The 25,398-nt window shown below is 66.5% G+C and carries 26 protein-coding genes; 9 read left to right on the top strand and 17 right to left on the bottom strand.

What is annotated here, in order from left to right; all coding sequences use genetic code 11:
- Nucleotides 1–146: 146 nt before the first annotated feature.
- From nadC to nadA, 3 genes are read right to left on the bottom strand one after another with little or no spacing between them, the layout of a single operon-like run.
- Nucleotides 147–965, bottom strand: coding sequence for a carboxylating nicotinate-nucleotide diphosphorylase (gene nadC / locus C481_RS15680; RefSeq protein ID WP_006110260.1), 819 nt, complete (start codon nt 963–965; stop codon nt 147–149).
- A gap of 6 nt (nt 966–971) precedes the next feature.
- On the bottom strand, nt 972–2,489 hold the full coding sequence (locus C481_RS15675) for an L-aspartate oxidase (RefSeq protein WP_049904707.1): 1,518 nt from the start codon (nt 2,487–2,489) through the stop codon (nt 972–974).
- 11 nt (nt 2,490–2,500) lie between these two features.
- Nucleotides 2,501–3,634: a quinolinate synthase NadA gene (gene nadA, locus C481_RS15670; protein WP_006110258.1), complete on the bottom strand. Its 1,134-nt coding sequence runs from the start codon at nt 3,632–3,634 to the stop codon at nt 2,501–2,503.
- 209 nt (nt 3,635–3,843) lie between these two features.
- Here nadA and gfo6 point away from each other — a divergent pair, with 209 nt between their 5' ends.
- Nucleotides 3,844–4,929, top strand: a complete 1,086-nt coding sequence (gene gfo6 / locus C481_RS15665) for a D-xylose 1-dehydrogenase Gfo6 (RefSeq protein ID WP_006110257.1) — start codon at nt 3,844–3,846, stop codon at nt 4,927–4,929.
- A 23-nt stretch (nt 4,930–4,952) separates the two neighbouring features.
- Here gfo6 and C481_RS21320 read toward each other — a convergent pair whose 3' ends face one another.
- From C481_RS21320 to C481_RS15640, 5 genes are all read right to left on the bottom strand, one after another.
- Nucleotides 4,953–5,465 carry a GNAT family N-acetyltransferase gene (locus C481_RS21320; RefSeq protein WP_083860924.1) on the bottom strand — a complete coding sequence of 171 codons (513 nt, stop codon included), beginning with the start codon at nt 5,463–5,465 and terminating at the stop codon, nt 4,953–4,955.
- Nucleotides 5,466–5,495: 30 nt separating this feature from the next.
- Entirely contained in the window at nt 5,496–6,479 is a 984-nt protein-coding gene (locus C481_RS15655) for an LLM class flavin-dependent oxidoreductase (RefSeq protein WP_006110255.1), read from the bottom strand.
- Between the two features lie 182 nt (nt 6,480–6,661).
- Nucleotides 6,662–7,420 (bottom strand): GIDE domain-containing protein, encoded by a 759-nt coding sequence (locus tag C481_RS15650; protein WP_006110254.1) that lies wholly within the window; start codon nt 7,418–7,420, stop codon nt 6,662–6,664.
- A 90-nt stretch (nt 7,421–7,510) separates the two neighbouring features.
- Nucleotides 7,511–8,740: an ABC transporter permease gene (locus C481_RS15645; RefSeq protein WP_006110253.1), complete on the bottom strand. Its 1,230-nt coding sequence runs from the start codon at nt 8,738–8,740 to the stop codon at nt 7,511–7,513.
- Nucleotides 8,741–8,841: 101 nt separating this feature from the next.
- Nucleotides 8,842–10,500: an amidohydrolase gene (locus C481_RS15640; RefSeq protein ID WP_006110252.1), complete on the bottom strand. Its 1,659-nt coding sequence runs from the start codon at nt 10,498–10,500 to the stop codon at nt 8,842–8,844.
- Between the two features lie 173 nt (nt 10,501–10,673).
- Here C481_RS15640 and C481_RS15635 point away from each other — a divergent pair, with 173 nt between their 5' ends.
- Nucleotides 10,674–11,954 (top strand): hydroxymethylglutaryl-CoA reductase, encoded by a 1,281-nt coding sequence (locus C481_RS15635; RefSeq protein WP_006110251.1) that lies wholly within the window; start codon nt 10,674–10,676, stop codon nt 11,952–11,954.
- A gap of 51 nt (nt 11,955–12,005) precedes the next feature.
- Here the strand turns inward: C481_RS15635 and C481_RS15630 are convergent, their stop codons facing one another.
- The 3 genes from C481_RS15630 to C481_RS15620 all read right to left on the bottom strand — a co-directional run bounded on the left by C481_RS15630 (nt 12,006) and on the right by C481_RS15620 (nt 13,979).
- Entirely contained in the window at nt 12,006–12,353 is a 348-nt protein-coding gene (locus tag C481_RS15630) for a hypothetical protein (protein WP_006110250.1), read from the bottom strand.
- Between the two features lie 70 nt (nt 12,354–12,423).
- Nucleotides 12,424–12,948 carry a DUF5817 domain-containing protein gene (locus tag C481_RS15625; protein WP_006110249.1) on the bottom strand — a complete coding sequence of 175 codons (525 nt, stop codon included), beginning with the start codon at nt 12,946–12,948 and terminating at the stop codon, nt 12,424–12,426.
- An 80-nt stretch (nt 12,949–13,028) separates the two neighbouring features.
- Nucleotides 13,029–13,979: a zinc-binding dehydrogenase gene (locus C481_RS15620; protein WP_006110248.1), complete on the bottom strand. Its 951-nt coding sequence runs from the start codon at nt 13,977–13,979 to the stop codon at nt 13,029–13,031.
- A 152-nt stretch (nt 13,980–14,131) separates the two neighbouring features.
- Here C481_RS15620 and C481_RS15615 point away from each other — a divergent pair, with 152 nt between their 5' ends.
- From C481_RS15615 to C481_RS15600, 4 genes are all read left to right on the top strand, one after another.
- Nucleotides 14,132–14,473: a cupin domain-containing protein gene (locus C481_RS15615; protein ID WP_006110247.1), complete on the top strand. Its 342-nt coding sequence runs from the start codon at nt 14,132–14,134 to the stop codon at nt 14,471–14,473.
- Between the two features lie 62 nt (nt 14,474–14,535).
- Entirely contained in the window at nt 14,536–15,897 is a 1,362-nt protein-coding gene (locus C481_RS15610; RefSeq protein ID WP_006110246.1) for an NRAMP family divalent metal transporter, read from the top strand.
- 73 nt (nt 15,898–15,970) lie between these two features.
- Nucleotides 15,971–16,624 (top strand): sensor domain-containing protein, encoded by a 654-nt coding sequence (locus C481_RS15605; protein ID WP_006110245.1) that lies wholly within the window; start codon nt 15,971–15,973, stop codon nt 16,622–16,624.
- A gap of 259 nt (nt 16,625–16,883) precedes the next feature.
- The gene (locus C481_RS15600) at nt 16,884–17,936 is read left to right on the top strand and encodes an SDR family oxidoreductase (protein ID WP_006110244.1); all 1,053 of its coding nucleotides are present in this window, start codon (nt 16,884–16,886) and stop codon (nt 17,934–17,936) included.
- A 59-nt stretch (nt 17,937–17,995) separates the two neighbouring features.
- Here the strand turns inward: C481_RS15600 and C481_RS15595 are convergent, their stop codons facing one another.
- The 3 genes from C481_RS15595 to C481_RS15585 form a co-directional block, all read right to left on the bottom strand.
- Nucleotides 17,996–18,487, bottom strand: coding sequence for a GNAT family N-acetyltransferase (locus C481_RS15595; protein ID WP_006110243.1), 492 nt, complete (start codon nt 18,485–18,487; stop codon nt 17,996–17,998).
- Between the two features lie 152 nt (nt 18,488–18,639).
- Entirely contained in the window at nt 18,640–19,902 is a 1,263-nt protein-coding gene (icd, locus tag C481_RS15590; protein WP_006110242.1) for an isocitrate dehydrogenase (NADP(+)), read from the bottom strand.
- A gap of 409 nt (nt 19,903–20,311) precedes the next feature.
- Entirely contained in the window at nt 20,312–20,614 is a 303-nt protein-coding gene (locus C481_RS15585; RefSeq protein ID WP_006110241.1) for a hypothetical protein, read from the bottom strand.
- A gap of 118 nt (nt 20,615–20,732) precedes the next feature.
- Here C481_RS15585 and C481_RS15580 point away from each other — a divergent pair, with 118 nt between their 5' ends.
- Nucleotides 20,733–21,728 carry an isoaspartyl peptidase/L-asparaginase gene (locus C481_RS15580; RefSeq protein ID WP_006110240.1) on the top strand — a complete coding sequence of 332 codons (996 nt, stop codon included), beginning with the start codon at nt 20,733–20,735 and terminating at the stop codon, nt 21,726–21,728.
- A 60-nt stretch (nt 21,729–21,788) separates the two neighbouring features.
- Nucleotides 21,789–22,691, top strand: a complete 903-nt coding sequence (gene map / locus C481_RS15575) for a type II methionyl aminopeptidase (RefSeq protein WP_006110239.1) — start codon at nt 21,789–21,791, stop codon at nt 22,689–22,691.
- Nucleotides 22,692–22,880: 189 nt separating this feature from the next.
- Here the strand turns inward: map and C481_RS21315 are convergent, their stop codons facing one another.
- Nucleotides 22,881–23,081, bottom strand: a complete 201-nt coding sequence (locus tag C481_RS21315; RefSeq protein ID WP_083860922.1) for a DUF7835 family putative zinc beta-ribbon protein — start codon at nt 23,079–23,081, stop codon at nt 22,881–22,883.
- 330 nt (nt 23,082–23,411) lie between these two features.
- On the opposite strand from C481_RS21315, the gene C481_RS15570 reads away from it, so the two are divergent.
- Nucleotides 23,412–23,951, top strand: a complete 540-nt coding sequence (locus tag C481_RS15570) for an HIT family protein (protein WP_006110238.1) — start codon at nt 23,412–23,414, stop codon at nt 23,949–23,951.
- A 30-nt stretch (nt 23,952–23,981) separates the two neighbouring features.
- On the opposite strand, the gene C481_RS15565 is transcribed toward C481_RS15570, so the two are convergent.
- Both C481_RS15565 and C481_RS15560 read right to left on the bottom strand, forming a co-directional pair.
- On the bottom strand, nt 23,982–24,224 hold the full coding sequence (locus C481_RS15565; protein ID WP_006110237.1) for a glutathione S-transferase N-terminal domain-containing protein: 243 nt from the start codon (nt 24,222–24,224) through the stop codon (nt 23,982–23,984).
- A gap of 90 nt (nt 24,225–24,314) precedes the next feature.
- Nucleotides 24,315–25,304, bottom strand: a complete 990-nt coding sequence (locus C481_RS15560; protein ID WP_006110236.1) for a S1C family serine protease — start codon at nt 25,302–25,304, stop codon at nt 24,315–24,317.
- Nucleotides 25,305–25,398 lie beyond the last annotated feature (94 nt).

Here is a 25,398-nt window from a genome sequence, read left to right as displayed (position 1 = left end):
ACACACGTATGAACCTGCGCCAGGCGGAGTGAAAGTGATAAAACGAAGCGCTGTAATCCGCCACGTTCGGGGAGTACAAGCCCTATCCACTCACTTTCACTCTCCCCTCGAATCGCCGATCGGTGACGGTTCCCGACCGCTCGAGTTCAGTCACTCGCCGTCTGAAACGACAGGTCGAGCGCCGGCGCGGAGTGGGTCAGCGAGCCCATGGAGATCACGTCGACGCCCGCGGCGGCGTAGTCGGCAACGGTTTCGAGCGTGATCCCGCCGCTCGCCTCCGCGAGAGCGCCCTCGTAGTCCGTGAGCAGCGAGAGCGCTTCGCGGGTTTCCGCGGGAGACATGTTGTCGAGCAGGACGATATCCGCACCGGCCTCGGCGGCCCGCGGCGCGTCGGCGGCGGTCTCGACCTCCACGTCGAGTTTCGTCGCGAACGAGGCCCGCTCGCGGAAGTGCTCGACGGCGCCCTCGAGGCCCATCTCCGCAATGTGGTTGTCCTTTACCATGATCATGTGCGAGAGGTCGAGTCGATGGGTGTCCCCGCCGCCGGCCACCACGGCGCGTTTTTCGAGGCCGCGCAGGCCGGGCGTGGTCTTCCTGGTCGCGGCGATCCGCACGTCGTCGGATTCGGTCCGCGCTTCCGCGACGACTCGGTTCGTTCGCGTCGCGATGCCCGAGGCGTGGCCGGCGAGGTTGACGGCGACGCGCTCGCCGCGGAGCACGTCGCGCGCCTCGCCCTCGACGGCGAGGAGTTCGTCGCCCTCGTCGACCCGTGTGCCCGTCTCGAGTCGGTCCGTCACGGTGACGCCGAGGTATTCGAAGACCGCCGCCGCAGCCTCAAGACCGGCGACGACGCCGGCCTCTTTGGCGACGAGTTCACCGGTCGTCTCGCCGGGGACGTGGTTCGTCACGTCGTGGTGGCCGACGTCCTCGCGGAGCCAGCGCTCGATCTGTGCGTCGGTGATCATCGGTGCTCAATCGGTTGCCGTTTGCTCCGGTACTGACTCGTCCTCGACGACGTAGTGACACCCCACCGACTCCGGATTCTCGCCCGCGGCGCGCGCGATCAGCAGCGCGACGACGCTCGCGTTCCGGAGTTCGTACAGGTCTCGCGCCGTCCGGGTGCGGATGTAGGCGTCCACCTCGCCCTTGAGCCGCCGGAGGACGGCACCCGCGCGAGCGATTTCGTCGGGGTCGCGTTCCAGCCCGAGGAACTCGTCCATCGTCCGCTGAAGGCGCGTGAACTTTTCGGCGGCGAAGCGCTCGGGGAGATCGGGATCGCGATTCAGCAGCTCGGGCGCTTCGACGACCTCGGGTTCGGCTCCGGCGGTGGCCGCATCCTCGCCGGCCCGCAGCCCCCAGACCAGCCCCTCCAGCAGGCTCGTACTCGCCAGTCGGTTCGCGCCGTGGACGCCCGTCCGCGCGCACTCGCCGACGGCGTAGAGCCGCTCGAGCGACGTGCGCCCGCGGTCGTCGACCGCAACGCCGCCACAGAGGAAGTGCTCGCAGGGCGCGACGGGAATCTCGTCGCCGCCGATCCCGCGATCGCGACACTTCTCGGCGATGCCCGGGAACTCGTCGCCGAACTCGAGCGGGCTCACGTCGAGGACGACGTTACCGGTCGCCTCGCGTTCCGTTTCGACCGCGCGGGCGACGACGTCCCGCGGCCCGAGTTCGGCGTCGGGGTGGTAGTCGGGCATGAACCGCTCGCCACGGGCGTTCCGGAGGAGTGCGCCCTCGCCGCGCAGCGCTTCGGAGAGCAGGAACGGGGATTCGCCCGCGTACGCGGTCGGATGGAACTGGACGAACTCGAGGTCGGCCACGTCCGCGCCGGCCAGTGCGGCCATGGCGACGCCGTCGCCGGTGGCGTCGTCGGGGTTGGTCGACCGACCGTAGAGCGCGCCGATGCCGCCGGTCGCGAGGATCGTCGTTCCGGCGTAGATCGGCGTTCCAGTCGCGTCTTCGTCGCTGACGACGCCGTGAACGCGGCCTTCGTGGGTGATGAGTTCGAGCGCGGCCGTGTCCTGTCGCACCTCGATGCGCTCGCGATCGTCGACGTGGTTCAGGAACGGGCGCAGGATGTGGGTGCCCGTCGCCGCGTCGACGTGGAGGATGCGCCGCTCGGAGTGGGCCGCCTCGCGGGTGTAGTCGAGTTCACCGGCGGCCGTCTCGTCGAACTCGATGCCGAGGGTGTCGATGAGCACGTCCTCGACCGCCTCGTCGGCGGCTTCGACGAGGGTGCCGACGGCGTCGGGGTCGGCGGTGTCGTCGCTGGCTGCGATGATGTCGTCCGTGAGCGCGGCGGGGTCGCCGCGGGTGGTCGAGATGCCGCCTTGCGCCCAGTCGGTGCTGGCGTCGTCCGGTCGCTCGGCTTTGGTCAGGAGCAGGACCGCGGCACCCGCGCGGGCCGCTGCGAGGGCGGCCGAACAGCCGGCGATGCCGCTGCCGACGACGAGCACGTCCGCGGTTTCGGGGGTATCGGTAGCTGTCATCATTCCGGTCGTTAGATGTCGAGCATTCGGTCGAGTGCGACCATCGCGAGTTCTTTTTCGTCGGGCGCGACCGCGATCACGTTTCGCTCGCGGCCGGCGACGAGTTCTTCGAGCACCCAGGTGAGGTAGTTGGGGTCGATCTGCCGCATGGCGTTGCAGTCCATGCAGGCGTCGCCGCACAGCGGCAGGACGTTCACCTCGGGATGCCAGCGCTGGAGGTGGTTCGTCAGGTGGATTTCGGTGCCGATGGCCCACGTCTCGCCGGGGTCGGCGGTGGCGACGGTGTCGCAGATGGTCGCCGTCGAACCGACGCGGTCGGCGGCCGCGACGACTTCGCGGCGGCACTCGGGGTGGACGACGACCCGCGCGTTCGGATGCTCGTCGCGAACCCGGTCGATGTGATCCGTGCGGAACCGCTCGTGGACCTGACAGTAGCCGTCCCAGAGGATGATGTCGCTGTCTGCGACTTCCTCGGCGTCCTTGCCCTCGGGATCCCAGGGGTCCCACTCCGCGATGTCGTCTTCCATGCCCAGCCGGTGGGCGGTGTTCTCCCCGAGGTGCTTGTCGGGTAGGAACAGCACTTTGTCGCCGCGTTCGAACGCCCACTCGAAGGCGCGGTGGGCGTTCGAGGAGGTGCAGACGAGGCCGCCCTGACTCGCACAGAAGGCCTTCAGATCGGCGTAGGAGTTCATGTACGTGATCGGGATGATGTCGTCGTCCGGCGCGGCCGCCGTGATTTCCGCCCAGGCGGCGTCGACCTGCAGCGCCTCGGCCATCCCGGCCATCGGACAGGACGCCTCCATGCTCGGGAGGATCACCGTCTGGTCGTCGTCGGTGATGATGTCCGCGCTCTCGGCCATGAACGTCACGCCGCCGAAGATCACGTACTCGGCGTCAGCGTTGGCGGCTTCCTTCGAAAGCTGGTAGGAGTCCCCGACGAAATCCGCGTGTTCAACGATCTCGCGTCGCTGGTAGTTGTGCCCGAGGATTACGACATCGTCGCCGAGTTCAGCGAGCGCGGCGTCGATGCGCTCCGTTCGTTCGTTCTCTTCGAGATCCCGATACCGTGGTGGAAGCTGTTCGAGCGAGTCGTATTTGAACAGACTCAAATCGGTTTCCAGCTCCGTCGTTTCCATCGTTACCATCGTGTCTACTCGTGAGTACTCTAGCCACATACGGGACTATTGAATAAGTTTTTCCTTCAATACCCGATATTGACACTCAATAGGAGTTTGATGCGCCGATTGCGAACCGCTTCGTCGTCTATCACGGACGATAACATATTCGATACGCAGACTCTCCCGTCCGACGGCACGGTTCTTTTCGGCACCATCCGTCGTAGGTCGACCGGACAATGGCACTCGAACTCGAGTCGATCTTCGACGAGTTCACCCGGCGCGACTGGGAGCGCGAGCCGGTCGAGGGAACGGTTCGGCTCGCGATCGTCGGCGTCGGCGGCTTCGCGCGAAACCGGGCGATTCCGGCGATCGCCGAGAGCGAGTACTGCGAGCCGACGCTGCTGGTCACCGGCTCGCCCGACCAGCGACGGTTATTGGCCCAGACGTTCGATATCGGTCGCGTCATCACCTACGACGCCTTCCTCGCGGGTGCCCACACCGAGGCGTACGATGCGGTCTACGTCGCAACGCCGAACGCGCTACACGGGCGCTACGCGGCCGCTGCAGCCGATCTCGGCACCGGCAAGCACGTCATCTGCGAGAAGCCGCTCGAAACGACGCCCGACCGCGTCCAGACGATAATCGACGCCTGTGACGACGCCGGCGTGACGCTGATGACGGCCTATCGCCTCCAGATCGAACCCGCCGTCCGCCGCACGCGCGAACTCGTCTCCGCGGGCGTTATCGGCGACATCGTCCAGGTTCACGCCGGATTCTCGCACCCACTGGTGGCCGCGACCGGCCCCGATACCTGGCGGTTCGACCCCGAACTCGCCGGCGGCGGCGCACTCGTCGACCTCGGCATCTATCCGTTGAACACGACGCGGTTCGTCCTCGGCCGCGATCCGACGGGCGTGTACGCGACGACGGCCTCGAGTACTGATTCCGTCTCGATCGGCGTCGACGAACACGTCACCTTCCAACTCGAGTTCCCGACCGACGCGACCGCCTCCTGTACGGCGAGTTTCGGCGCCCACGCGAACAGTTGGCTCGAGTTGACCGGGAGCGACGGCCTGCTCTCGGTTAGGTCCCCGTTCGGCGGGGTCGTCCCCCAGGAGATGGTCGTCGAGAGCGGCGAAGTTCGCGTGGAACACACCGGACCGCCGGTCGACGAGGTCCGCGAAGAGTTCGATTACTTCGGCTACTGCGTGCTCACGGGCGCGACGCCCGAACCCGACGGTGCGGACGGGCTCATCGACACCCGCGTGATCGAAGCGGCTTACGAATCGGCGTCGACCGGCTGTCGCGTCGACCTCGAGTGAGGAGGTGGAGCCGACAGATTCCATCAGGACAGGGACGATTCGCCGACTCGGAGCGCCGCCCCGAGTTCGTCGCCGTCGCGCGCTCGAAGGTCGGGAAGGGGCATCGGCAGCGCCGGATCGGCGGGATGCGACGGGTCGGTCGATTCCGATTCGGAAGCCGCCGACTCTCGATTCGGGTCCGGTTTCGCGGCCGACTCCGGGTCCAATCGCCGATACCACCACCGAATGTCGTGCCACCGCCCGTGCTTGTATCCCACCGCCGGAAAGGTTCCCACCGGTTCGAATCCGAACCGCTCGTGAAGGGCCACACTCGCCGGATTGGGCAGCGTCGTGACCGCGTAGGCGTTCCGATACCCCTGGACCGACAGCACCGAGAGCAACGAAGCGTACAGCGGCTCGACTTCGAACGAGACCGTCGTCGTCTCGACGAACGGGGCGTAGATCTCGCGGACCGCCGCCGCATCGGCCGGCGCGGCCAGGCGGATCCGACACGGTCGCTCCGTGCCGCTTCGGTAGACGGGAGAGCGGAAAGTGATGCCGGATAGCGCCCCTTCTCGAGCCCCCCGCTACAACCGCGCCGGCGCGAGTTCATCGATCGTCGTCTCGGCCACTGAACTCGACGCCGGCTCCGGCACGACGATGATCGGACGGTCGATGCCGGTCTCCGCGAGGAGCGTCCGGAGTTGGCCGCGGGCTTGCTCGGGGGTTCCGGCGACGCCGAGGTCGGCGAGCATCTCGTCGGTCACCGCCGCCGTCGCCTCGCCGGTGTCGCCCCGTCGCCACGCTTCGGCGATTCGCTCCGCCTGATCGGGGAACGTCATCGAGACCGCGCGCCGATACCCGTCTCCGCTGCCGACGTAGTAGGCGATATGCTGGCGGAGGGTGTCACGTGCCTCTCGGGAGTCCTCGCTGACGGCGGACGGGACGTACGGTGCGATCGTGATCTCGTCCGGGTTTCGATCTCGCTCGCGCGCGGCGTCGGCGACCGCCTCGAACGCTTCGTCGAGGTGCGAAAACGGAATGTTGTGCGGAATCCAGCCGTCGCAGAGGCGGCCGACGACGCGGCGGTTCGCCGGGCCGAGGCCGGCGTGGTAGATCGGCACCGGCGCGTCGAGCGAGGGAAAGTCCGCGGCCGAAAGGAGTTCGCCCTCGTAGGAGACGGGGTCGCCGTCGCCGGCGGTAAACCGCCGGAGCAGCTCGATCGTCTCGTGGGCGCGCCGAACGGGCCGGTCGAACGAGCGGCCGTGTAGGTCCTCGACGGCCTTCGGCGTGCTCGTCCCCAGCCCGAGCGTGAATCGGCCGTTCGACGCGCGCGAGAGCGAGGCGGCGGTCATCGCGAGGACGGCCGGCGTCCGGGAGTAGACGTTCAAAATCGCGCTGCCGAGTTCGATCTCCTCGGTCCGGCAGGCCATCTCGGTGAGTTGGACGACGCCGCTTGCACCCCAGAGTTCGCCGACCCAGACGGCGTCGTACTCGCGTTCTTCGGCGCGGGCGGCGACGTCCGCCTGATCGACGTCCCCGAACGACGTTATCATGAGACCGATTTCCATGGCCGGTGGATACACGCGATCGATAAAAGAGTCTCCGGTCGCACGAGTCGCCCGCGTCCTCCCGTCAGACGTAGTGGTGCAACGAAGCAACTCACTGCGACAGAAGTTCGGGGAGGTGGGATGTATACTCCCGTTTCCGATGCTGGGTGACGGTAGAACGGAACGTGAGCCACCGCCGGCGTTCAGACAACCATCGCGACGGTCATCCACCCGCCGATGAGGAGCAAGATGGCGCTAATGGCGAGCCAGGAGAGGTACCGTTTCGCGAGCAGGCGGGCCGCCCCGTCCTGCGACGAATCGGAGACGACGAACGCCGGCGACTCCGGACGATCCTCGATGACGGCGCTGATATCGCGCATCGTCTCTCGCGCCTCGACGTCGTAGCGGGACCGACCGAAGACGTAGGCGTCATCGCCCGGTTCGAGCCGCCGCTCGTGGTACTTCCGGTCGTTGCCGGTCGCGAGTTCGACGACGCCGAGGTCGAGGGAGGTGTTCTCGGATTCGAGGTCGGATTCGGTTTCGAGGAACCGGCGGATCGGCTCCGGTTCGGGATCGCCGCCGTCGACGTCGACGGTGACCGCGGTCGAGAGCGCCAGGTCGGCACCGGCGGAATCGACGCGGACGCTCGCCGTGCGGTCTTCGAGTCTGAACGGGACGGCGGCGGCCCCCTCGTCGACGGTGTTCCACGACGAGTTCTTCCCGCTGGACTGGAGTTCTTCGACCTCGAACTCGTAGGCGAGACACGGCGTCTCGCTCAGCGGGGCGGTTACGGTTCCGTCGAGTTCGGTTGCGGTGCCCTCGATTTCGACCGGTTCTTCGGCGCGTTCGACGGCAATCACGTCGTTGGTATCGCCGCGGTAGACGTGGTAGGCGGGTCGTAACTGCGAACCGGTGTACAGCAGGGCGACGACGCCGACGAGGAAAAGGGCGGGTCCGAGCATCTGTTTCAGTTGCGTCTCTCAACTTGACACAATAACGGTGGCGGTTCCGGGCGTGTGCCGGGTTCGAGTCTCGCGCCCGAATTCTCGGTTCTATTCGCGCCGAAGCGCCTCGATCGGGTCGACCCTGGCGGCTCGCCAGGCCGGATAGAGGCCGGAGACGACGCCGACGCCGATACCGACGGCGGCGGCGATGGCGATCCAGTCGACCGGGTAGACCATCGGCCAGTCGACCAGTTGGACGCCGAGGTAGCCGACGCCGAGTCCGAGGGCGATCCCGAAGACGGCACCGATTAACCCGAGCACGACCGCCTCGACGAGGAACAACTGCATGATGTCGCGCCTCGTCGCGCCGACGGATTTCATGACGCCGATCTCGCGCGTTCGTTCGGTGACGCTGACGATCATGATGTTCGCGATGCCGATCGAGCCGACGACGAGCGCGATCGCGGCGACGGCGGCGACGAAGCCGGTCAGCTGATTGACGAGGTCCATGAACTGGTCGATCGTATCCTCTATCGTCTGGACCGCGACGTCCTCGTCGTCCTGCTTCAGCTCGGCCGCGTGGGAGTCGTCTCGGAGGTAGTCGGTTACGGCTTCTTGCGTCGGATCGAGTTGTTCGAGACTCTCCGCACCCACCTGCAGCGACGGATACGCGCGTTCGGTCTCCCCGTCGGGCGTCTCTATCGTCGTCGTGTAATGTTCCTCCGCGGGAAGGTAGAGTTGCGGCGGCGTCTGGCCGCCGAGTTCGCTTTCGGTGACGCCCGTCACCGTGACCGTCGTCGTCTCGCCGTCCTCGAACGTGAGCGTCAGCTCGTCGCCGGCCGAGACGTTCTCCTCGAACGCCTGACTCGCCTGCTGGTTGATGACCGCCTCGTTTGCGGCCGCACCGTCGAAGGCCTCGCCGTCGACGAACGTCGAGAACTCGAACGCGTCGGCCGTGGTCGCTTGCACGTCGACGACGCCGGTCACCTGCTCGTCGTCGGTCCCCGTCTGGATCACGTCGAGCGGTCCCTGCGGCGCGACGGACTCGACGCCGTCGATCCCCTCGAGCGCCTCGATGTCGCTCTCGGTGTATATCGGGGTCTGTACCGTCAGGATGCCGAACCCGTTCTCCGGCTCGGATTGGGTCTGGACGATCATCACCGGTTCCTGATCGGCCTCGATGTCCCCGACGATACTCTCGGAGAAGCCGGAGCCGAGGACCACGAACGTGATCACCGCCGCGATGCCGATGATTACGCCGAGCGTCGTCAGCGTCGACCGGAGTTTGTGAGACGTGATCGACCGCCAGCTAATCCGCAGGCTCTCGCGGAGATTCATCGTCCGGATCGGCGCTTGCGTGAGCGCATCCCGCCTCGCTACGGCCACGAGCCAGTTAGTGGTTTCAACCGGTTGCCGACGGCGTCTGTCTCGCGAGTGTACTAGTAGCGCTCGGTCGCCTCTTCGCGGCCGTCGAAGACGAGTTCACCGTCGACGACCGTCATCGCGACGTCGATCTCGTCGATCCGATCCGGGTGCTTCCACGGTGACCGCTCGAGCGCGACGAGATCGGCCCGCTTGCCGACCGCGACGGTGCCGAGGCGATCCTCGTCGAAGCCGGCGTCGGCACCGCCGCGAGTGTAGGCCCGAATCGCCTCGGTGACCGAGAGCCGCTGTGGCTCCGTCGGCGCGGTGACGGCGTGGTGAATCCCCAGCAGCGGGTCGAGCGGCATGCAGTCCGACCCGAACGCGAGCGGGACGCCCGCCTCGAGAACTCGGCGGAACCGGTTGGTCCGCGTCCGGCGCTCCTCGCCGAGTCGCCGCTCGTAGAGGCCGCCCTCGTCAGCCCAGCGGTGGAAGTTCGGCTGCATCGAGGCGACGATGCCCGCGTCGGCCATGCGATCGAGTTGGTCGTCGGTCGCGAGTTCGGCGTGTTCGATGCGGTGGCGCGCCCCGGCCGGGTCGGACGTCGTTTCGAGCAGCGAGAGGGTTTCCTCGATGGCTTCGTCGCCGATGGCGTGGATCGACAACTGGCGGTCCGCGGCGTCGGCGCGTTCGACGATGGCCGCGAGGTCGTCGGGGTCGACGACCCACCGGCCGCGATTGGCGTTGTCGCTCGCGCCGTCCTCACTCTCGTCGACATCAACGGCTGCCGCGTCCTCATCCGCGCCGACGTACGGCTCGAACACCTTCGCCGTCTCCCCGCCGAAACTCCCGTCGGAGAAGGACTTGATCGCACCCACGCGGACGAACTCGTCGCCCGCGTTCGTCGGAAGGCCGACGGCAGCGAGATCGTCGAGGTAGTCGCTCCAGTAGTTGATCCGAACGCGTAGCGGGAGGTCGCCCGCGGCCGCCAGCTCGCGGTAGGCGCGGGCGGCCGTCGAGCGTTGGACCATGTCGTGGACGCCGGTGACGCCGCGGGAGACGGCATGCTCGGCGGCGGCCGCGATGATCTCTCTCATCGCTGCGGGGCCGGCGGCGACCGCGTCCCTGAGAACGCCAACCGCATCTTCGACGACGACGCCGGTCGCCTCGCCGTCCGCGAACCGAACGTCGTCCTCGGGGAGGTCGTCTCGGAGCCGAGCGAGGGCGACCGAGTTCAGCGAGGCCGTGTGCACGTCGACCCGGAACGCGGCGACGGGTCGCCGGTCGCTCACCCGATCCAGATCCTCGCGCGTGAGGTAGTCCGTCGCGTCCGCCCACGTGCTCTCGTCGTACCCGAAGCCGAGGAGCCAGTCGTCGGGCTCGTCCCCGCGCTTGCGTTCGCCCACGGTCTCGTCGTCACCCCCCGGGGAATCCGCCTGCGCGGCGAGCGCATCCAGGGCCGCCGCTCGGCTCTCGACGGCCGAGAGATCGGCGTGGACCAACCGTTCGCCCAGGTGGTCGAGATGCGTGTGCGCGTCGATAAACCCGGGCAGAACGGTCCGTCCCTGGCAGTCGATCACCTCGGTTTCGACGCCCTCGAGGAACTCGATTTCGTACGCGTCGCCGAGACGGACGATTTTGCCGTCGCGGATCGCGACAGCCTCCGTGACGGTATCGGGCTCCGCCAGGCTGTGGACTGCCGCGTTGGTGAGCAGGAGATCGGCGGCTTCGGTCATGGTCGTCCTGAGGAGCCACGCCGACAAAGAACTCGGTGGTTGTCGGCCCGACGAGGTGTCCGTCGGTCGCCGGTGACCAGTGCCGCTTCCCGTTCTCTGACCCCTGCTCGTTCCCTGGACCGGTGCGCAAACAATCAGCAACCCTTAGGGCGCATCGCCGTCTCCACCAACGCATGACCGCAACCGATCCGGACGCCCTCGCCGACCGCGTGCAGGACGGCGACCTCCGCATCCACGAACTCGAGGACCACGCCGACCCCGACACCGCGGCCGAGGCTCGCCGCACGTTCGTCGAACGCGAAACCGATACCGAACTCGACGCCACCGCCGACTACGCCTTCGCCGCCGAGCAGGCCGAGTCGACCGTCGAGAACATGATCGGCGCGGCTCAGATTCCGATGGGCGTCGTCGGTCCCGTCTCGGTCTCCGGCGGCGCGGCCGACGGCGAGCACTACCTCCCCCTGGCGACGACCGAGGGCGCGCTCCTGGCGTCGGTCAACCGCGGCCTCTCGGTGATCCGCGACGCCGACGGCGCGGACGCCCGCGTGACGAAGAACGGCATGACTCGCGCCCCCGTGTTCCGCGTCGACGGCGTCGCCGAGGCCGCCGAGACGATCGAGTGGGTCGACGACAACGTCGACGCACTCCGGGAGGCCGCCGAGTCGACCACCAGTCACGGCGAACTCCTCGCCGTCGACACCTACGTCGTCGGCGACTCCGTCTACCTCCGGTTCGCCTACGACACCAAAGACGCCATGGGAATGAACATGGTCACCATCGCCACCGGCGAGGCCTGCGAACTCGTCGAGGCCGAAACGCCCGCCTCGCTCGTCGCCCTCTCGGGAAACCTCTGTTCCGACAAAAAGCCCGCCGCCATCAACGCCGTCGAGGGCCGCGGCCGCTCCGTCACCGCCGACGTCGTCATTCCGGGTGAACTCGTCGAGGAGCGCCTGCACACGACCGCCGAGGCCATCGCCGAAGCCAACACGCGTAAGAACCTGACCGGCAGCGCCAAGGCCGGCAGCCTCGGCTTCAACGCCCACGCGGCCAACGTCGTCGCCGCCGCCTTCCTCGCGACCGGCCAGGACGAGGCCCAGGTCGTCGAGGCCGCGAACGCGATCACGACGATGGAGGCCCGCGAGGCGACGGCGTCGCCTCGGTCCGACGAACGGCGAAGCCGTGAGCGCGAGCACGAGGACGGCACCACCGACCTCTACGCCGCCGTCTCGCTCGCCTCCCTCGAAGTCGGCACCGTCGGCGGCGGGACGAAACTCCCGACGCAGGCCGAAGCCCTCGACGTTCTCGGCCTCCGCGGCGGCGGCGATCCCGCCGGCTCGAACGCCGACGCCCTCGCCGAGATCATCGCCGTCGGCGCACTCGCGGGTGAACTCTCCCTGCTCGCGGCGCTTTCCTCGCGCCACCTGGCGAGCGCTCACGAGGATCTCGGTCGATAACGGGCAGCCAGCAGTACCTCCGGAGCGGTCTGATTTCCCATCGAGTTCAGCTCACGACGCGGTCGTCGGCCGAGCGCGCAGCGTCGCGATCGCGATGTACGCACCGCTGCCGACGAACACGAGGAGTCCCACGAGCGCCTGCGGGCCGGCCGTCGCGAGCAAAAAGGCCAGCAGTCCAACGGCTGCGCCGCCATGAGCCGCGGCGAAGTCTCGCCGACCGTAGGAACCGTGTAAGAGGGCCAGAAGGGCGAACGTGGCAGCGAAGACCCAGGTCGCGAGGATCGTCGTTCGAACGCCGCCGATCGTCTCGTTGATGGCCGTCCCGTAACCGACGAGAAGCACCGCAATTGCCGACCCGATCCCGATCACCTCTCGCTGCACATCCACCGTTTCGACCATAGCCGTCATTTCGAGAGCGGATGTAAAGCCGTGCCGTTCCGCCGGCCGCGAAACGAGCGCGAATGCCGGCTCAGAGCAGCCGATACTGCCCTCGACTCTCGCTCACCGTCCCCCGCCTGGCGAGTTTTTTGAGTGCATCTCGAGTGAACTCGGGGGAAACGCCGTGTTCGCTGGCGAACGCGATAATATCGTCCTCGGTCGGCCGCTCGAGTTCGGCGAGCGCCCGTTCGACGATCTCTTTCTTGCTTCCGCTTCGGGAGGAGCCGCGCGGGTCGCGGTCGCCGGCCGCCTCGACTTCAGCGGCGTCGAGGCCCGCTTGTTCGATGTACTCGGCGTCGTCGACGACGCCGCCTGCAACGTCGTCCTCGAGCGCGTCGAAGGAGTCGAGTTCGGCGAAGGCTTCGCCCTGGTCCTGGCGGTTGGCGAGCATCGAGGCGCGGACCTCGCGGGCGTGGTTCGCGTCGTCGGTTTCGACGAACTTCTTGCGCTTTTCGTAGGCGCGGCGGGTGCCACAGCGGGGGCACTGGGTCGTTTCGGAGCGCCCCTCGATGATCCAGAGGTTCGAACACTCGCTACAGCCGACGACGGCGTACATGCTGGTTCGTGGGAGAGCGTCGTAGTTGAAGGTTGGGCAACCGGGGCGAAAGTGAATAGCGCCCGATGACGGCGCGCCGTTTACCACGCGCCGTCGACGTCGAGGACGACCTTGCCCGTCAGCCCGCTTCCCTCGACCATTTCGTGGGCCTGCGCGACCTCCGTGACCGGAAGCACCGAGTCGATGACGGATTCGAGCCGCCCCGCCTCGACGAGTCGGCGAAGCGCGTCGAGCGGCCGGCGGTCGCGCTCCAAGAAGCACATCTCGAGCGTGTAGTTTTGCTGGTACGCGCTCCCCCACTCCCCTTCGGGTTCGAGGATCGTGACGAGTCGGCCGTGCGGATTCGTGACCGCGGTGCTGTCGACCAGCGTCTCGCCGCCGACGGTGTCGAAGACGAGGTCGACGCCCTCGTCGAACTCCGAGTCGATCACGTCCGTGAAGTCCTCGGACTCGTAATCGATGGCTCGCACGGCACCGAGTTCGTCGGTCTGATCGACCGTCTCGGGGCTGGTCACGGCGACCACCGTCGCGCCGCTCTCGTCGGCGATCTGGACCGCGTGCGCCCCGACGCCGCCGGCACCGTGGATCAGGGCCGTCTCGCCGGCCGTCACGTCGCCCCGCGCGACGATCGCCTCCCAGGCGGTCGCCGCGGCGAGGGGCAGCGCCGCGGCCTCCTCGTGGGACAGTGACTCGGGCTTGGGCGCGACGATCGACTCGTCCGCCGTCTGGAACTCGGCGTAGCTCCCCTGTTCGCCGAAGATTTCGGGAGTGTAGAAGACTTCGTCGCCGACTTCGAAGTCCGCGACGGCCCCGCCGATATCCTCGACGACGCCCGACACGTCGTAGCCGATGATCGTCGGCGGAGCGATGCCGGCCCACGAGCCGGCCTGCCGGATCTTGCAGTCGACGGGATTGACCGACGACGCGTGTACGCGGACGAGCAGTTCGGTCGGCCCGGGTTCCGGGCGGTCCATATCACGCCGTTCGAAGACATCGGTCTCGCCGAACTCGGTGATGACCATCGCGTCCATACGGTCCGCTGTCGTCGGGTGCGGGGATATAAGTTCAACCCTCGTTCACCCTCCCGTGACAGTCACGCCGGAACGCACATCCCGGCTCTGATACCTGTCGGAAGCAGGGGCCAGCCCGTACATTATTGGGGGTTCCCCCCGTCCCCGCTCGTATGCAACGGCGTTCACTGGCCGGCGTTGAGAGCACGGAAGCCGCTGACGGAGTTCACCTGGCGCTCATGGCCGGGTCCGACTCGATGAACGTTCAGCACTTCGAGATCGAACCCGGCGCGACCGTCGAGGAGCACAGCCACCCCCACGAACAGACGGGATTCATCTACGAGGGCGAACTCACCTTCCGCACCGACGGCGACGAACTCGTCTGCGGCTCGGGCGACTCCTACGCGTTGCCCGGCGACCAGCCACACGCCGCCGAGAACAGGGGCGAGGTGACGGTTCGTGGCGTCGATATCTTCAGTCCGCCCCGCGAGGACCCGACCTGGAAATCGGAGTAGTCGGCCCCGATACCACGGTTGAATACCACGGAGTTATATAATGGGCTTGGCAAGGGTGCCCAATGGCAGCCGAGACGCGCTCGACCGAACGGTCGCTCGGACGAATCGGGACGTTTGTGAGACGATTGGGGCCGACGTGGCTCGCCGGCGCGATCGCGGCCGGCCCGGCGACGATGGTCAGCCTGCTGGTCGCGGGAGCGAGTTTCGGCTACTCGCTGCTGTGGGTCGTCGTCCTCTCGGCCGTCCTCGGTACCGTCGGCCAGTACCTCGCGATGCGGCTGGGCTTGCTCACCGAAGCCGGTATCGTCGCCGTCGTCGAGGGTCACCTCGGCTCGTTCTGGGCCTGGGTCCTCGTCGTCGACGCCGTCCTCGCCGCCGGGCTCGCACAACTGGCGATCATGAAGACGCTCGCGGACGTCAGCGCGACGATCGTCGGCAACGCCGGACTCACCGCGCTTGCAGATCCGCGGCTCTGGGGGCTCACCTGGGCGGTGTTGCTCGCGCTGGGCCTCGCCGGCGGCGGCTACCGGACCGCCGAGATCGGTGCCAAGGTACTCGTCTCGCTGGTCGTTCTCGCGTTCGTCGCCTCGCTGGTCGTCGTTCCGATCGACCCCGCCGCGGCGACGACCGGGCTCGTTCCCGAACTGCCGGCCGGCGGCGCGATCGTCGCCGCGGGCGTCCTCGGCGGCGCGGTCCACATCACGCTGCTGACGATGCAGAGCTACACGATGCGCGCCCGCGGCTGGACCGAACGGGACCGGGACATCGCGACCTTCGACGTCGCGAGTTCACTGCTCGTCGCCTTCGGGGGCTTTAGCCTCGCCGTCTTCCTCGTGGCGGCGAGCGTGTTGCCGGGGACCGGGCTCGACCCGGCGACGATCACGGAGATTCAGGCCGCGGAGGCGCTCGGGCCGATCGCGGGCGAGCACGCGATGTGGGTGTTCCTGATCGGGCTCCTCGGGGCCGCGGTCTCGACGCTCGGCGGCAACACGATCGTGCCGCCCTATCTCGTCGCCGACAAACTCGGCTGGGAGCAGTCGGTCGCCGACCCGCGCTACCGGACGGCGCTCGTCGTCGTCGCGCTCGGCTCCGCGCTCGGGGTCTTCCTCGAGGGGGCGTTCGTCCAACTGCTGGTGCTCGTCCTCGCGTTCGGGCTGGTCGGCACGCCCTTTGCGCTCGCGGTGATCCTCTACCTGCTCAACGATCCCGCCGTCGTTTCGGAGCCGAACTCGGCGCTCGAAAACCTGGGCGGGCTCGCGCTATTCGCCGTCGCGACCGTCCTCGCCGGCGAGTTCGTGCTGGACGAACTAACGGGAGCGACGGCGGGCGACCCGGTGTCGGTGTTCGTCGTCGCCTTCGCGGCCGCGATGGTGCTTGCGATTTGCGGACTCGCGGGGCGATACGTTCGCGAGCGCTACTGGTGACGGAGCCGTAACCCGTTTCGCCGGAACGTGTTCGATCGAGGATATTTTAGGGGCCGCGGTCGAATCGTCCGGTATGAGCGAGCGCACCCCCTTCCGGAGCGTTCCCGGCTCGGTCCGGTCGTTCGTCGGCGTCGCCGCCGAGCGCCAAACCTACCGGAACCTCTGTTACCTGCTCCTGGCGATCCCGATCGGAATCGTCTACCAGTTCGGACTCACGCTCGGCTTCCTGGGCGCTATTTTCGCGGTTGTCCTCGTCGGGATCCCGATCCTACTGTGTACCATCGTCGGCGCTCGCTACTTCGCCGCGTTCGAGCGGCGACTCGCCAACCGACTGCTGACGACCGACATCCGGCGGCCGGCCGACCGGCGAACGGTCGCGGACGACGGTCTCGTCTCGACGCTCGTTGAACTCGTCCGCTCGCAGACGACCTGGAAGGGCGTGGGCTTTCTCGTCCTGAAATCGGTCTTCAGTTTCATCGTGACGTTTCTCCTCCTCCTCGGTGGCATCGGCTCGCTCGCGCTCGTCCTTGCGCCGGTTTCTTCGTCGACGGTCGTGTTCGACTGGGAGATCGACACGGTCGCGGAATCCGTCGTCGCGGTTCCCCTGGGCGTCGTCCTCGGACTCGTCACCTTACACCTCGCTAACTGGATCGCCGAAATTACGGAAACGTTGGCGGTCGCGTTGCTCGGGAACCAGGGAGAGTCCCCCGGGTACGATCCGGCGTAGCGTCGTCCGAACTCGGCCGCGGACGGCCCCGTTCAGGTTCGCGCTGGGTCTCCGAACCGTCGACCATGCGAATACAGGCGGCGGTCGCAAGGGTATCATTGCCGTAGGAGCGTCGAATGCAGATACCCAAGATAGCGAGACAGGACGATCACTCGCGTTGTCGTCTCGAACTTACGAGTTCACGTTCCCTGCTGGTCGGCCAGCGTTCGGTTCCGTTTCTGAACTCGACTCACCGTCTCGACGTCGACGCTACTGTGCCATGACTGTAGCACTCAAGCCGCTCGACGAGCAGGTGATCGTCATCACCGGCGCATCCTCCGGCATCGGGTTGACCACCGCGCGGATGGCAGCCGACCGCGGGGCGCGACTAGTTCTCGTGGCCCGGAGCGAGGCGGCCCTCGCGGAGTTGACCGAAGAGATCAGACGCGAGGGTGGCGATGCGGAATACGTCGTCGCCGACGTATCGGAGCCCGACGACATCCGCGAGATATCTCGGGTCGCACGGGAGACCTACGGCGGATTCGATACGTGGGTAAACGGTGCCGCCGTCCCGATCTACGGCAAACTCAGAGAGATTCCGATCGAGGACCTCCACGAACAGTTCGACGTCAACGTCTGGGGGCTCCTGTACGGATCGTTCGAAGCCACCGAGCAGTTCCGCGAGCGAGCGCAGGAGCAAGACCGGGATTACGGCGGCGCACTCATCAATATCGGAAGCATCGCCTCCGAGCGCGCCATCTTACTGCAAGGCAGCTACTCGGCGTCCAAACACGCGGTCAAAGGATTCACGGATGCCCTGCGAATGGAACTCGAGGAGGAGGACGCTCCCGTTTCCGTGACGCTCGTCAAACCGAGTTCGATCGATACCCCGTACCCGGATCACGCGAAAAACTACATGGACGACGACCCGACGCTCCCGCCGCCCGTGTACGCACCGGAGACGGTCGCGCGGGCGATTCTCCACGCAGCAGCGCACCCACAGCGGGAGGTAACCGTCGGCGGGGGCGGCAAGAGTCTCACGGTGCTCGACCGCTACGCACCGGGACTGCTAGATCGGATTATGGAGGCGGTGTTCGTCGATCGCCAGCAAACGGACCGCCCCTCCGGCCCGGAGCCGGAGCGGGATCTCGACACCCCGTCCGGGACGCTCGACGAACGGGGCGACTACGAGGGCCACGTCGCCGAGACGAGTTCGTACACCAGGCTCCTCCAGCGGCGTTCGCTTCCGACGACGCTCGGTGCCGGCGCTGCTGCGATCGGGGCGTACGTCCTCTACAGGGTGCTCCGCGGTACCGATCCCGGTGACCGGTGACCGGTGACTGGTGACCGGTAACTCCGGTCCCATCGCACCGAGTCGACTCCGGCGAGTCCTCAGTGTTCGTCCCCGTCCAGCCGTTTTCGCATTTTGACGTGCGGGATACCCGCCTCGGTGAACTCGTCGCCGATGGATTCGTAGTCGAGTTCACGGTAGAAGCCGGCCGCGTGCGTCTGAGAGTGAAGCGTGAGCGCGGTGAGTCCCTGCTCGTCGGCCCGCGCTTCAATGGCGAGCATGAGCGCGCGACCGACGCCGGTCTTGCGCCAGGGTTCGCGAACGGCGACGCGTTCGATCTTCCCGATGTCGCTGGCGTCCGCCGTTCGGAGCCGTGCAGCGCCGATCGGATCCGCGTCGGAGGCGTCGGGGGCGTCGCAGGCGTCGGTGTCGTCGCTGTACGCGACGAAGTGCACGGCGTCGGACTCGGGTTCGTCGTATTCGTCGTACTCGAGCGCTTCGTCGACGCCCTGTTCGTCGACGAACACCTCGTGGCGAACATCGAAGGCGTCCTCGCGCGCGTCGTCCGCGTCGGCGACACGTACGTCGACCATCGTGTGTTCGTTCAGTCTCGGCTCTCGAGTACGTTACGACTCCGGACAACCGGCCAAAACCGGACTCCGATCGGTCACAGTCGTCAACTACCGATGTTTGAGAGACGAACCAAGAACTGCGGATAGAAAAACCGCGTCGGCCGCGCTCGCGCTTACGCGAGTTCCTCGATATTGCTGACGACTTCGTCGGCGAACTCGCTGGTGGCGAGTTTCTCGGCGTCGTCGAGCTGGCGTTCGAGGTCGTAGGTGACCAAGCCCTCCGAGATGGTCTCTTCGACGGCGTCGCGGACGAGGTCTGCAGCGTCGGTCCAGCCGAGGTACTCGAGCATCATGCGGCCCGAGAGGATCATGGCGGTCGGGTTGACCTTGTCCTGGCCCTCGTACTTCGGTGCGGAGCCGTGGACGGGTTCGGCGAGCAGGCGACCGTCGCCGAAGTTGGCACCGGGGGCGATGCCGAGGCCACCGATCTGCGCACCGGCGGCGTCGGACATGTAGTCGCCGTTCAGGTTCATCGTCGCGATGACGTCGTACTGGTCGGTGCGGGTCAACAGCTGCTGGAGCATGTTGTCCGCGATGCGGTCGTTGACGACGACAGCGTCTTCGGGCGCCTCTCCGTCGTTCTCCTCCCAGAGGGTGTCCTCGGTGATGACCTCGTCACCGTACTCCGCTTCGGCGACCTCGTAGCCCCAGTCGCGGAACTGACCCTCGGTGAACTTCATGATGTTGCCCTTGTGAACCAGCGTGACCGAGTCGCGGTCGTGTTCGAGGGCGTAGTCGATCGCGCGCCGAACCAGCCGTTTGGTCCCGAACTCCGTGATCGGCTTGACGCCGATGCCGACGGGGCCGTCGTGGATGACGTCGTCCTCGCCCATCTCGTCCTCGACGAACTCCTTGACCTGCTCGACTTCGTCGGTGCCGGCTTCCCACTCGATGCCGGCGTAGACGTCTTCCGTATTCTCGCGGAAGGTGATCATGTCCATCTGTTCCGGTTCGGAGACGGGAGACGGAACGCCGTCCAGATGATAGGTCGGACGGACGTTCGCGTAGAGATCCAACAGCTTTCGCAGCCCGACGTTCAGCGAGCGGAAGCCGGCGCCGACCGGCGTCGTGAGCGGGCCCTTGATCGCAACGCGGTGTTCCTTGATCGCCTCGACGGTCTCGTCAGGCAGGTTCTCGTCGTACTTCTCGCGGGCGGATTCGCCGGCGTAGACGCGCATCCAGTTGATCTCGCGGCCGGTCGCATCCGCTGCGGCCTCGAGCACTTTCTGTGCGGCCGGGCCGACGTCGCTGCCGACGCCGTCGCCGTGGATGATCGGGATGATCGGGTTATCGGGGACCTCGAGTTCGTCCTCGGTTCCCTCTTTCAGCGTAATCTTTTCCCCGTCCTCGGGGACCTCGATCTTGTCGTAGCTCATCTCGTCTAGAGGGTTCTCCGACTGTGGTAAAAGGGCTACCATTTCTATTGCGACCGGCGAATATTGCACGCGGGCCCGACGAGGGAATTTCACCGAGGGGGAGCAGTCCGAGACGAGAGCCGAACCGAGTTCGGTGATCGGAACCGTCGGCGAGACGCCGAGCGCTGCCCGTAAACTCCCGTCTGTGGAGAGACTCCGATGAGAACGCGACCTGGCGGAGCGTTGTCTTTCACGGGCGTGCTCTGTGACAGATGCGCTCTCGGTCGTGACTGTCGGGCAACGACCGTTCTTTGAATCCGGAGTCCCGTTTAGTATTGCTGGTCTCCGGGAGACGGCTGACAGCGTCCTCACCGGTGTACCATTCCGGCGTCCGGATCGCGTTTTTCTTCCCGGCGCGTCGCCCCCGGTTTCAGGAACGGGGTCCCTTCGGACCGACATCGTCACTCCCCGTTTCGTCCCAGTGGCGTACGAGCAACCAGCCGCCGACACAGCAACTGGACCCGCCAGCCAGCGCGAGCAGGAGCTGTGCGCCGCCCGAAAGTCGCGAGTGGATACGAACTGTCCACAGTATCGAAAGCAGCGCGATCCCGACGACCAGGGCCGTCGAGCCGAGGTCGACCCGATCCCAGTCCGCCTCGATTCCCAGCCGCACGACCGCGAGCAGCGCCATCGCCGTACAGAAGACTCCGAGCAACGCGGCTGGCGTCGTCATCGTCGGTGGCGCTTCTCGTGCTGCCGTGGTAAGTATGTCCGTTTCGGTGCGTCCTCACCCGCCGCCGACCGTCGGTCGAATCCGAAACTCGTTATGACCGGTCCCCGTCAGTCAGGGTATGCAGGTACTCGTCCACGGTGGTGCCGGTAGCGACCCCGACGACCCGTCCCCGCGACGGGCAGTCCTCGACGAGGCTGCCGCAACCGGTGCAACGACGACCGATCCAGTCGGTGCAGTCGAAGCGGCGCTGCACGTCCTCGAATCCTCGCCGCGGTTCAACGCCGGGGTCGGCAGCGCCGTTCAGAGCGACGGCGAGATCCGCACGGATGCGGGAATCATGACCGATTCCAGGGCGGTCGGTGCCGCCTGCTCGATGCCGGGCGTCGAACACGCGGTCAGCGTCGCCCGCGTCGTCATGGAAGCGACACCACACGGCTTCGTCTCCGGCGATCACGCCGTCTCGCTCGCCGACGCGTTCGGCATCGAAACCGGCGTCGACCTCTGGTCGGAGCGAACGCGCGAGCGGTGGGCCGAACTCGATCGACCGACGGACGGTGTGCAAAGTGAACTCGCGTGGATCGAAGGCCAGTACGGCCGAACGGACCCGGGCGGACGCGACGGCGAGAATAACGGCGGAATAGACCAGCCAGCACGGACGGCGACCGACCCGCACGGTAGCACCCTCGATCACGACGCCGCCGGACAGGGCCCGCCGAATCGCGATCCGACGGATCACGACACCGTCGGTGCCGTCGCCCTCGATGACGACAGCGGCCGCCTCGCTGCCGCGACCTCCACGGGCGGCCGCTGGCTCGCACTCGCCGGCCGCGTCGGCGACGTCCCGCAGGTCGGCTCCGGCTTTTACTGTGCACCCGCCGCCGCCGTCAGCGCAACCGGTGCCGGGGAGGACATCGCCCGCGTCACGCTCTCGCGACGCGTCGCCCGACACATCGAACAGGGCCGCGACGCCGACGCGGCAGCCGAACTCGCGATCGACGAGTTCGCCGAACTCACCGGCTCGACCGCCGGCGTGATCGCCGTCGATGCAGCCGGGACGCTCGGCTCGGCGTACAACAGCGCCGCGATGCAGACGGCGCGGGCGACGGATCGCTGAGGCCATCCCGCAGCGATCGGAGACGCAACCTCTTTTTGCCGACCGGTACAACTCCAGTGCATGGCCGACTCCGAGGAGCAGGTGGACCTCCAGTCTGAGAAGTACGAGAAGCACCGCGAAGCGGGCGATATCCTCGCACAGGTGCGCGAGGAGACTGCCGAACGCGTCGAGGTCGGCGTCAGCCACCTCGAGATCGCGGAATACGCCGAGGACCGAATCCGCGAACTCGGCGGTAAACCGGCGTTCCCCGTCAACATTTCGATCGACGAAGAGGCTGCCCACGCAACCCCGTCGATCGACGACGACTCGACATTCGGTGAAGAAATGGTCAACCTGGACATCGGCGTCCACGTCGACGGCTGGCTCGCGGACACCGCCATCACCGTCGACCTCTCGGGCACTCCTGAACTCGCGGAGGCCTCCGAGCAGGCGCTCGAAGCCGCTCTCGAGATCGTCGAACCCGGCGTCGAGACGGGCGAGATCGGAGCGGAGATCGAAGACGTGATCGACGGCTACGGCTACAACCCGGTCGTTAATCTCACCGGGCACGGGCTGGACCACTGGGAGCAACACACCAGTCCCAACATTCCGAACCGCGCCGTTTCCCAGGGAACGACGCTCGAGGTCGGCGATGTCGTTGCAATCGAACCCTTCGCGACCGACGGCGGCGGCAAGGTCACGGAGGGCGCGACCGAGGAGATTTTCGGACTCGAACGCGAGGGGTCCGTCCGAAACCGACAGGCCCGCGAGGCGCTCGCACAGATCACCGACGAGTTCAAGACGTTGCCGTTCGCGACGCGATGGCTCGAGACGGATCGGGCGGAGATGGCCCTGCGTCGGCTCAAGCGAAACGATATCGTCCACGGCTATCCAGTGTTACAGGAGGACGACGGCTTCCTCGTCAGCCAGAAGGAGCATACCGTGATCGTGACCGAAGACGGGTGTGAAGTGACGACGCAGTAGGGCGTTCGCCGCCGTCGGTTTTCGGCTGTCTTTTCCGCGATCAGTTTCCGTTCACGGCCCACAGCCCCGCTCGGTCAGGACGGACAGTAGAGCGCACTATCCGCGTTGAGGGGTGACAGTGACGGGCAGATACTCAAGGAAGCAATTAACGCGCGGAAACAACAGATAAAGCGGCAGCGATACGACAGATCAGGCGTTATTCATCCGCTGACTCGACCGATTCCCGCAGCGCTGGCACTCGCTTACGCGGTAGGGTTCACGGGAAAACTGAGCGTTTTCCTGTTTGACACTCTCGGTTCGAATCTGGACCGACACTTCGTGGAGCGTTTGCAAGTCGCAGTCATCGCAGTATTCAGTAAGGCCGTTTACGGAGTCATCAGTCGTTGCCATTACCGGAGTAGTTGCGATAGTGAACTCTTAAAGACGCGTCTCATTTCGAACGCTGAGTCATGGAATCTGATATGTTCTGGGATCCCACTAGATCTTTCAATAAGTGCTCTCGAACGACGAGATCGATTGTCTCCATAGCTAAGGTATTCAATATCACGGTAATGAGGAGCACAGCTGCGCTCGGAGCGAGAGGGGCGGTTTCGGAAGTGACAGACATAATATACAATTTTTAGTAATATCACATAGAGCGGAAACGAACACCGTGGTCGATCGCGGGGTCGCCTGTCCGGAGACGCAATCAGTATAGGGTCGCCGCAAGTGATACCGTGTATGGACCAGGTGTTTGCCCCGTGGCGGATCGAGTGGATCAAACGCGACGAGCAAAACCCCGCTGTCGAGGAGTGCGTCTTCTGCGAGTTCCCCGAGATGGATGCCGACCGGGAAAATCGGATCGTCGCGCGGAGCGAGCACGCGTTCGTCCTGTTGAACAACTACCCGTACAGTCCGGGACACGTGATGGTAATTCCATACGCTCATACGGGAGAGTACGGCGACCTGACCGAAGCGGAACTGCTCGATCACGCGCGACTCAAGCAGCGAACGTTCGATGCGCTGGAGACGGGACTCGGACCCGACGGCTTCAACGCGGGGCTGAACCTCGGCGACGGCGCTGGCGGTTCGATCGACGATCATCTCCATACACACATCGTGCCGCGCTGGCAGGGCGATACCAACTTCATGCCCGTTATCAGCGATACGAACGTGATCGTGCAGGCGCTCGAAGAAACGTACGATCAGCTCCACGAAGCGTTTGCAGCCCAGGACGGCGCGCGCGTTGTCGATGCGAAGACTGCCGTCAGCTTCGACTAATCGCGCGAGAACTCGGCGTCGAATCGCTCGTCAGGCGTAACTCGCGTCGAGGAAGTCGACGATCCGCTCGGACTCGGCCATCGTCACGCCGGCGTCTTCGTCGACGATAACGGGGACCTGACGCTGGCCGGAGACGCGCTTGACCTCGTCGCGTTCGGAATGGAAGCTCTCGACCCAATTGCTCTCGTAGTCGACATCGAGTTCGTCGAGTCGGTCGGCGACGCGTTCGCAGTACGGACAGCCCTCGAGCTGGTAGAGCGTAATCGTACCCATGGCGGGCGTTCGCGCTGCGGCGGTAAAAGCGTACGTGACGGTCGACGCGGAGCGAAATCGACGGCGGTCGGGACGCGGTGAACTCGAGGCTCACTCGATCGGGACGTGGGCTCGGGTCTCGGCCGGGTCGGTGGCGCGACCGGGACGTTCGGCGAGTACGACCTCCTCGGTCGTCCGCTGTCCCTGCCGTCGCACCTCGATCTCGATGGTCTGTCCCGGCCGCGTTTCGGTCAACAGGTAGCGCTGGAGTTCCTCGTGGGAGTCGATCTCGTGTCCGTCGATGCCGACGATCACGTCGCCGCCGACGGGAACGTCGCGACCGCGTACCCGGCGGACGCTTCGACAGCCGCGCAGTGCGGCACTCGCGGGGCCGAGCGGCGCGTCCACGACGAGCACACCTTCCGGAGTCGCCAGGTCGTTGGCCTCGGCGACGGTGGGCGAGACGTCCACCGTCCGAACTCGCAGGTACGGATGGCGGAATCGGCCGCGTTCGACGAGGTCCGGAACGATCCGGGCGACGACGGCCGCGGAGATGGCGAACCCGATGTTCTCGCCGGTCTTCGCCCGGTTGACGCCGACGACGGTTCCGTCGAGCGTGACGAGCGGGCCGCCGCTGTTGCCCGGATTGATCGGCGCGTCCGTCTGGACGGTGTCCGGGATGGTGAATCCGCTTCCCGTCGGCGACGAGCGGTTCACGCCGCTGACGATCCCCGTCGTGATCGTTCCGTCCAGACCCATCGGGTTGCCGAGCGCCGCGACCGGTTCGCCGGGCGTCGGCGGCCGGTCTCCGATCGGCAAGGGGTCCGCGTTCGGCGGCAGCGCGTCGGTACGGATCACCGCGAGGTCCGTGTGGGCGTCGGTTCCGATCACGTGCCCGGTCTCCCAGGACGCGTCGCTGAACCGGAGATCGACCGCCTCGACGTCGCCGACGACGTGCCGGTTCGTGATCACGTGTTCGGCGTCGTAGACGAACCCGGATCCCGTTCCGCCCGGTCGACGGTGCTCCGGATCGACGTACACCGAGACGACCGACGGAATCGTTTCACGGTACAGTTGTTCGAACGTAGTTGGCGTACTCATTTGTCTCCCGGGGCCTCACACCGCCGTGCTGCCGCCAGGTTCACCACCGGTTAGGGGGCGTGATAGCATAAGTCAGTCGGTGCCCCGAACTAGT

This window comes from Natrialba asiatica DSM 12278 (assembly GCF_000337555.1).
Classification (GTDB): Archaea; Halobacteriota; Halobacteria; order Halobacteriales; family Natrialbaceae; genus Natrialba; species Natrialba asiatica.
This window is presented reverse-complemented; position numbering and strand designations above follow the sequence as displayed.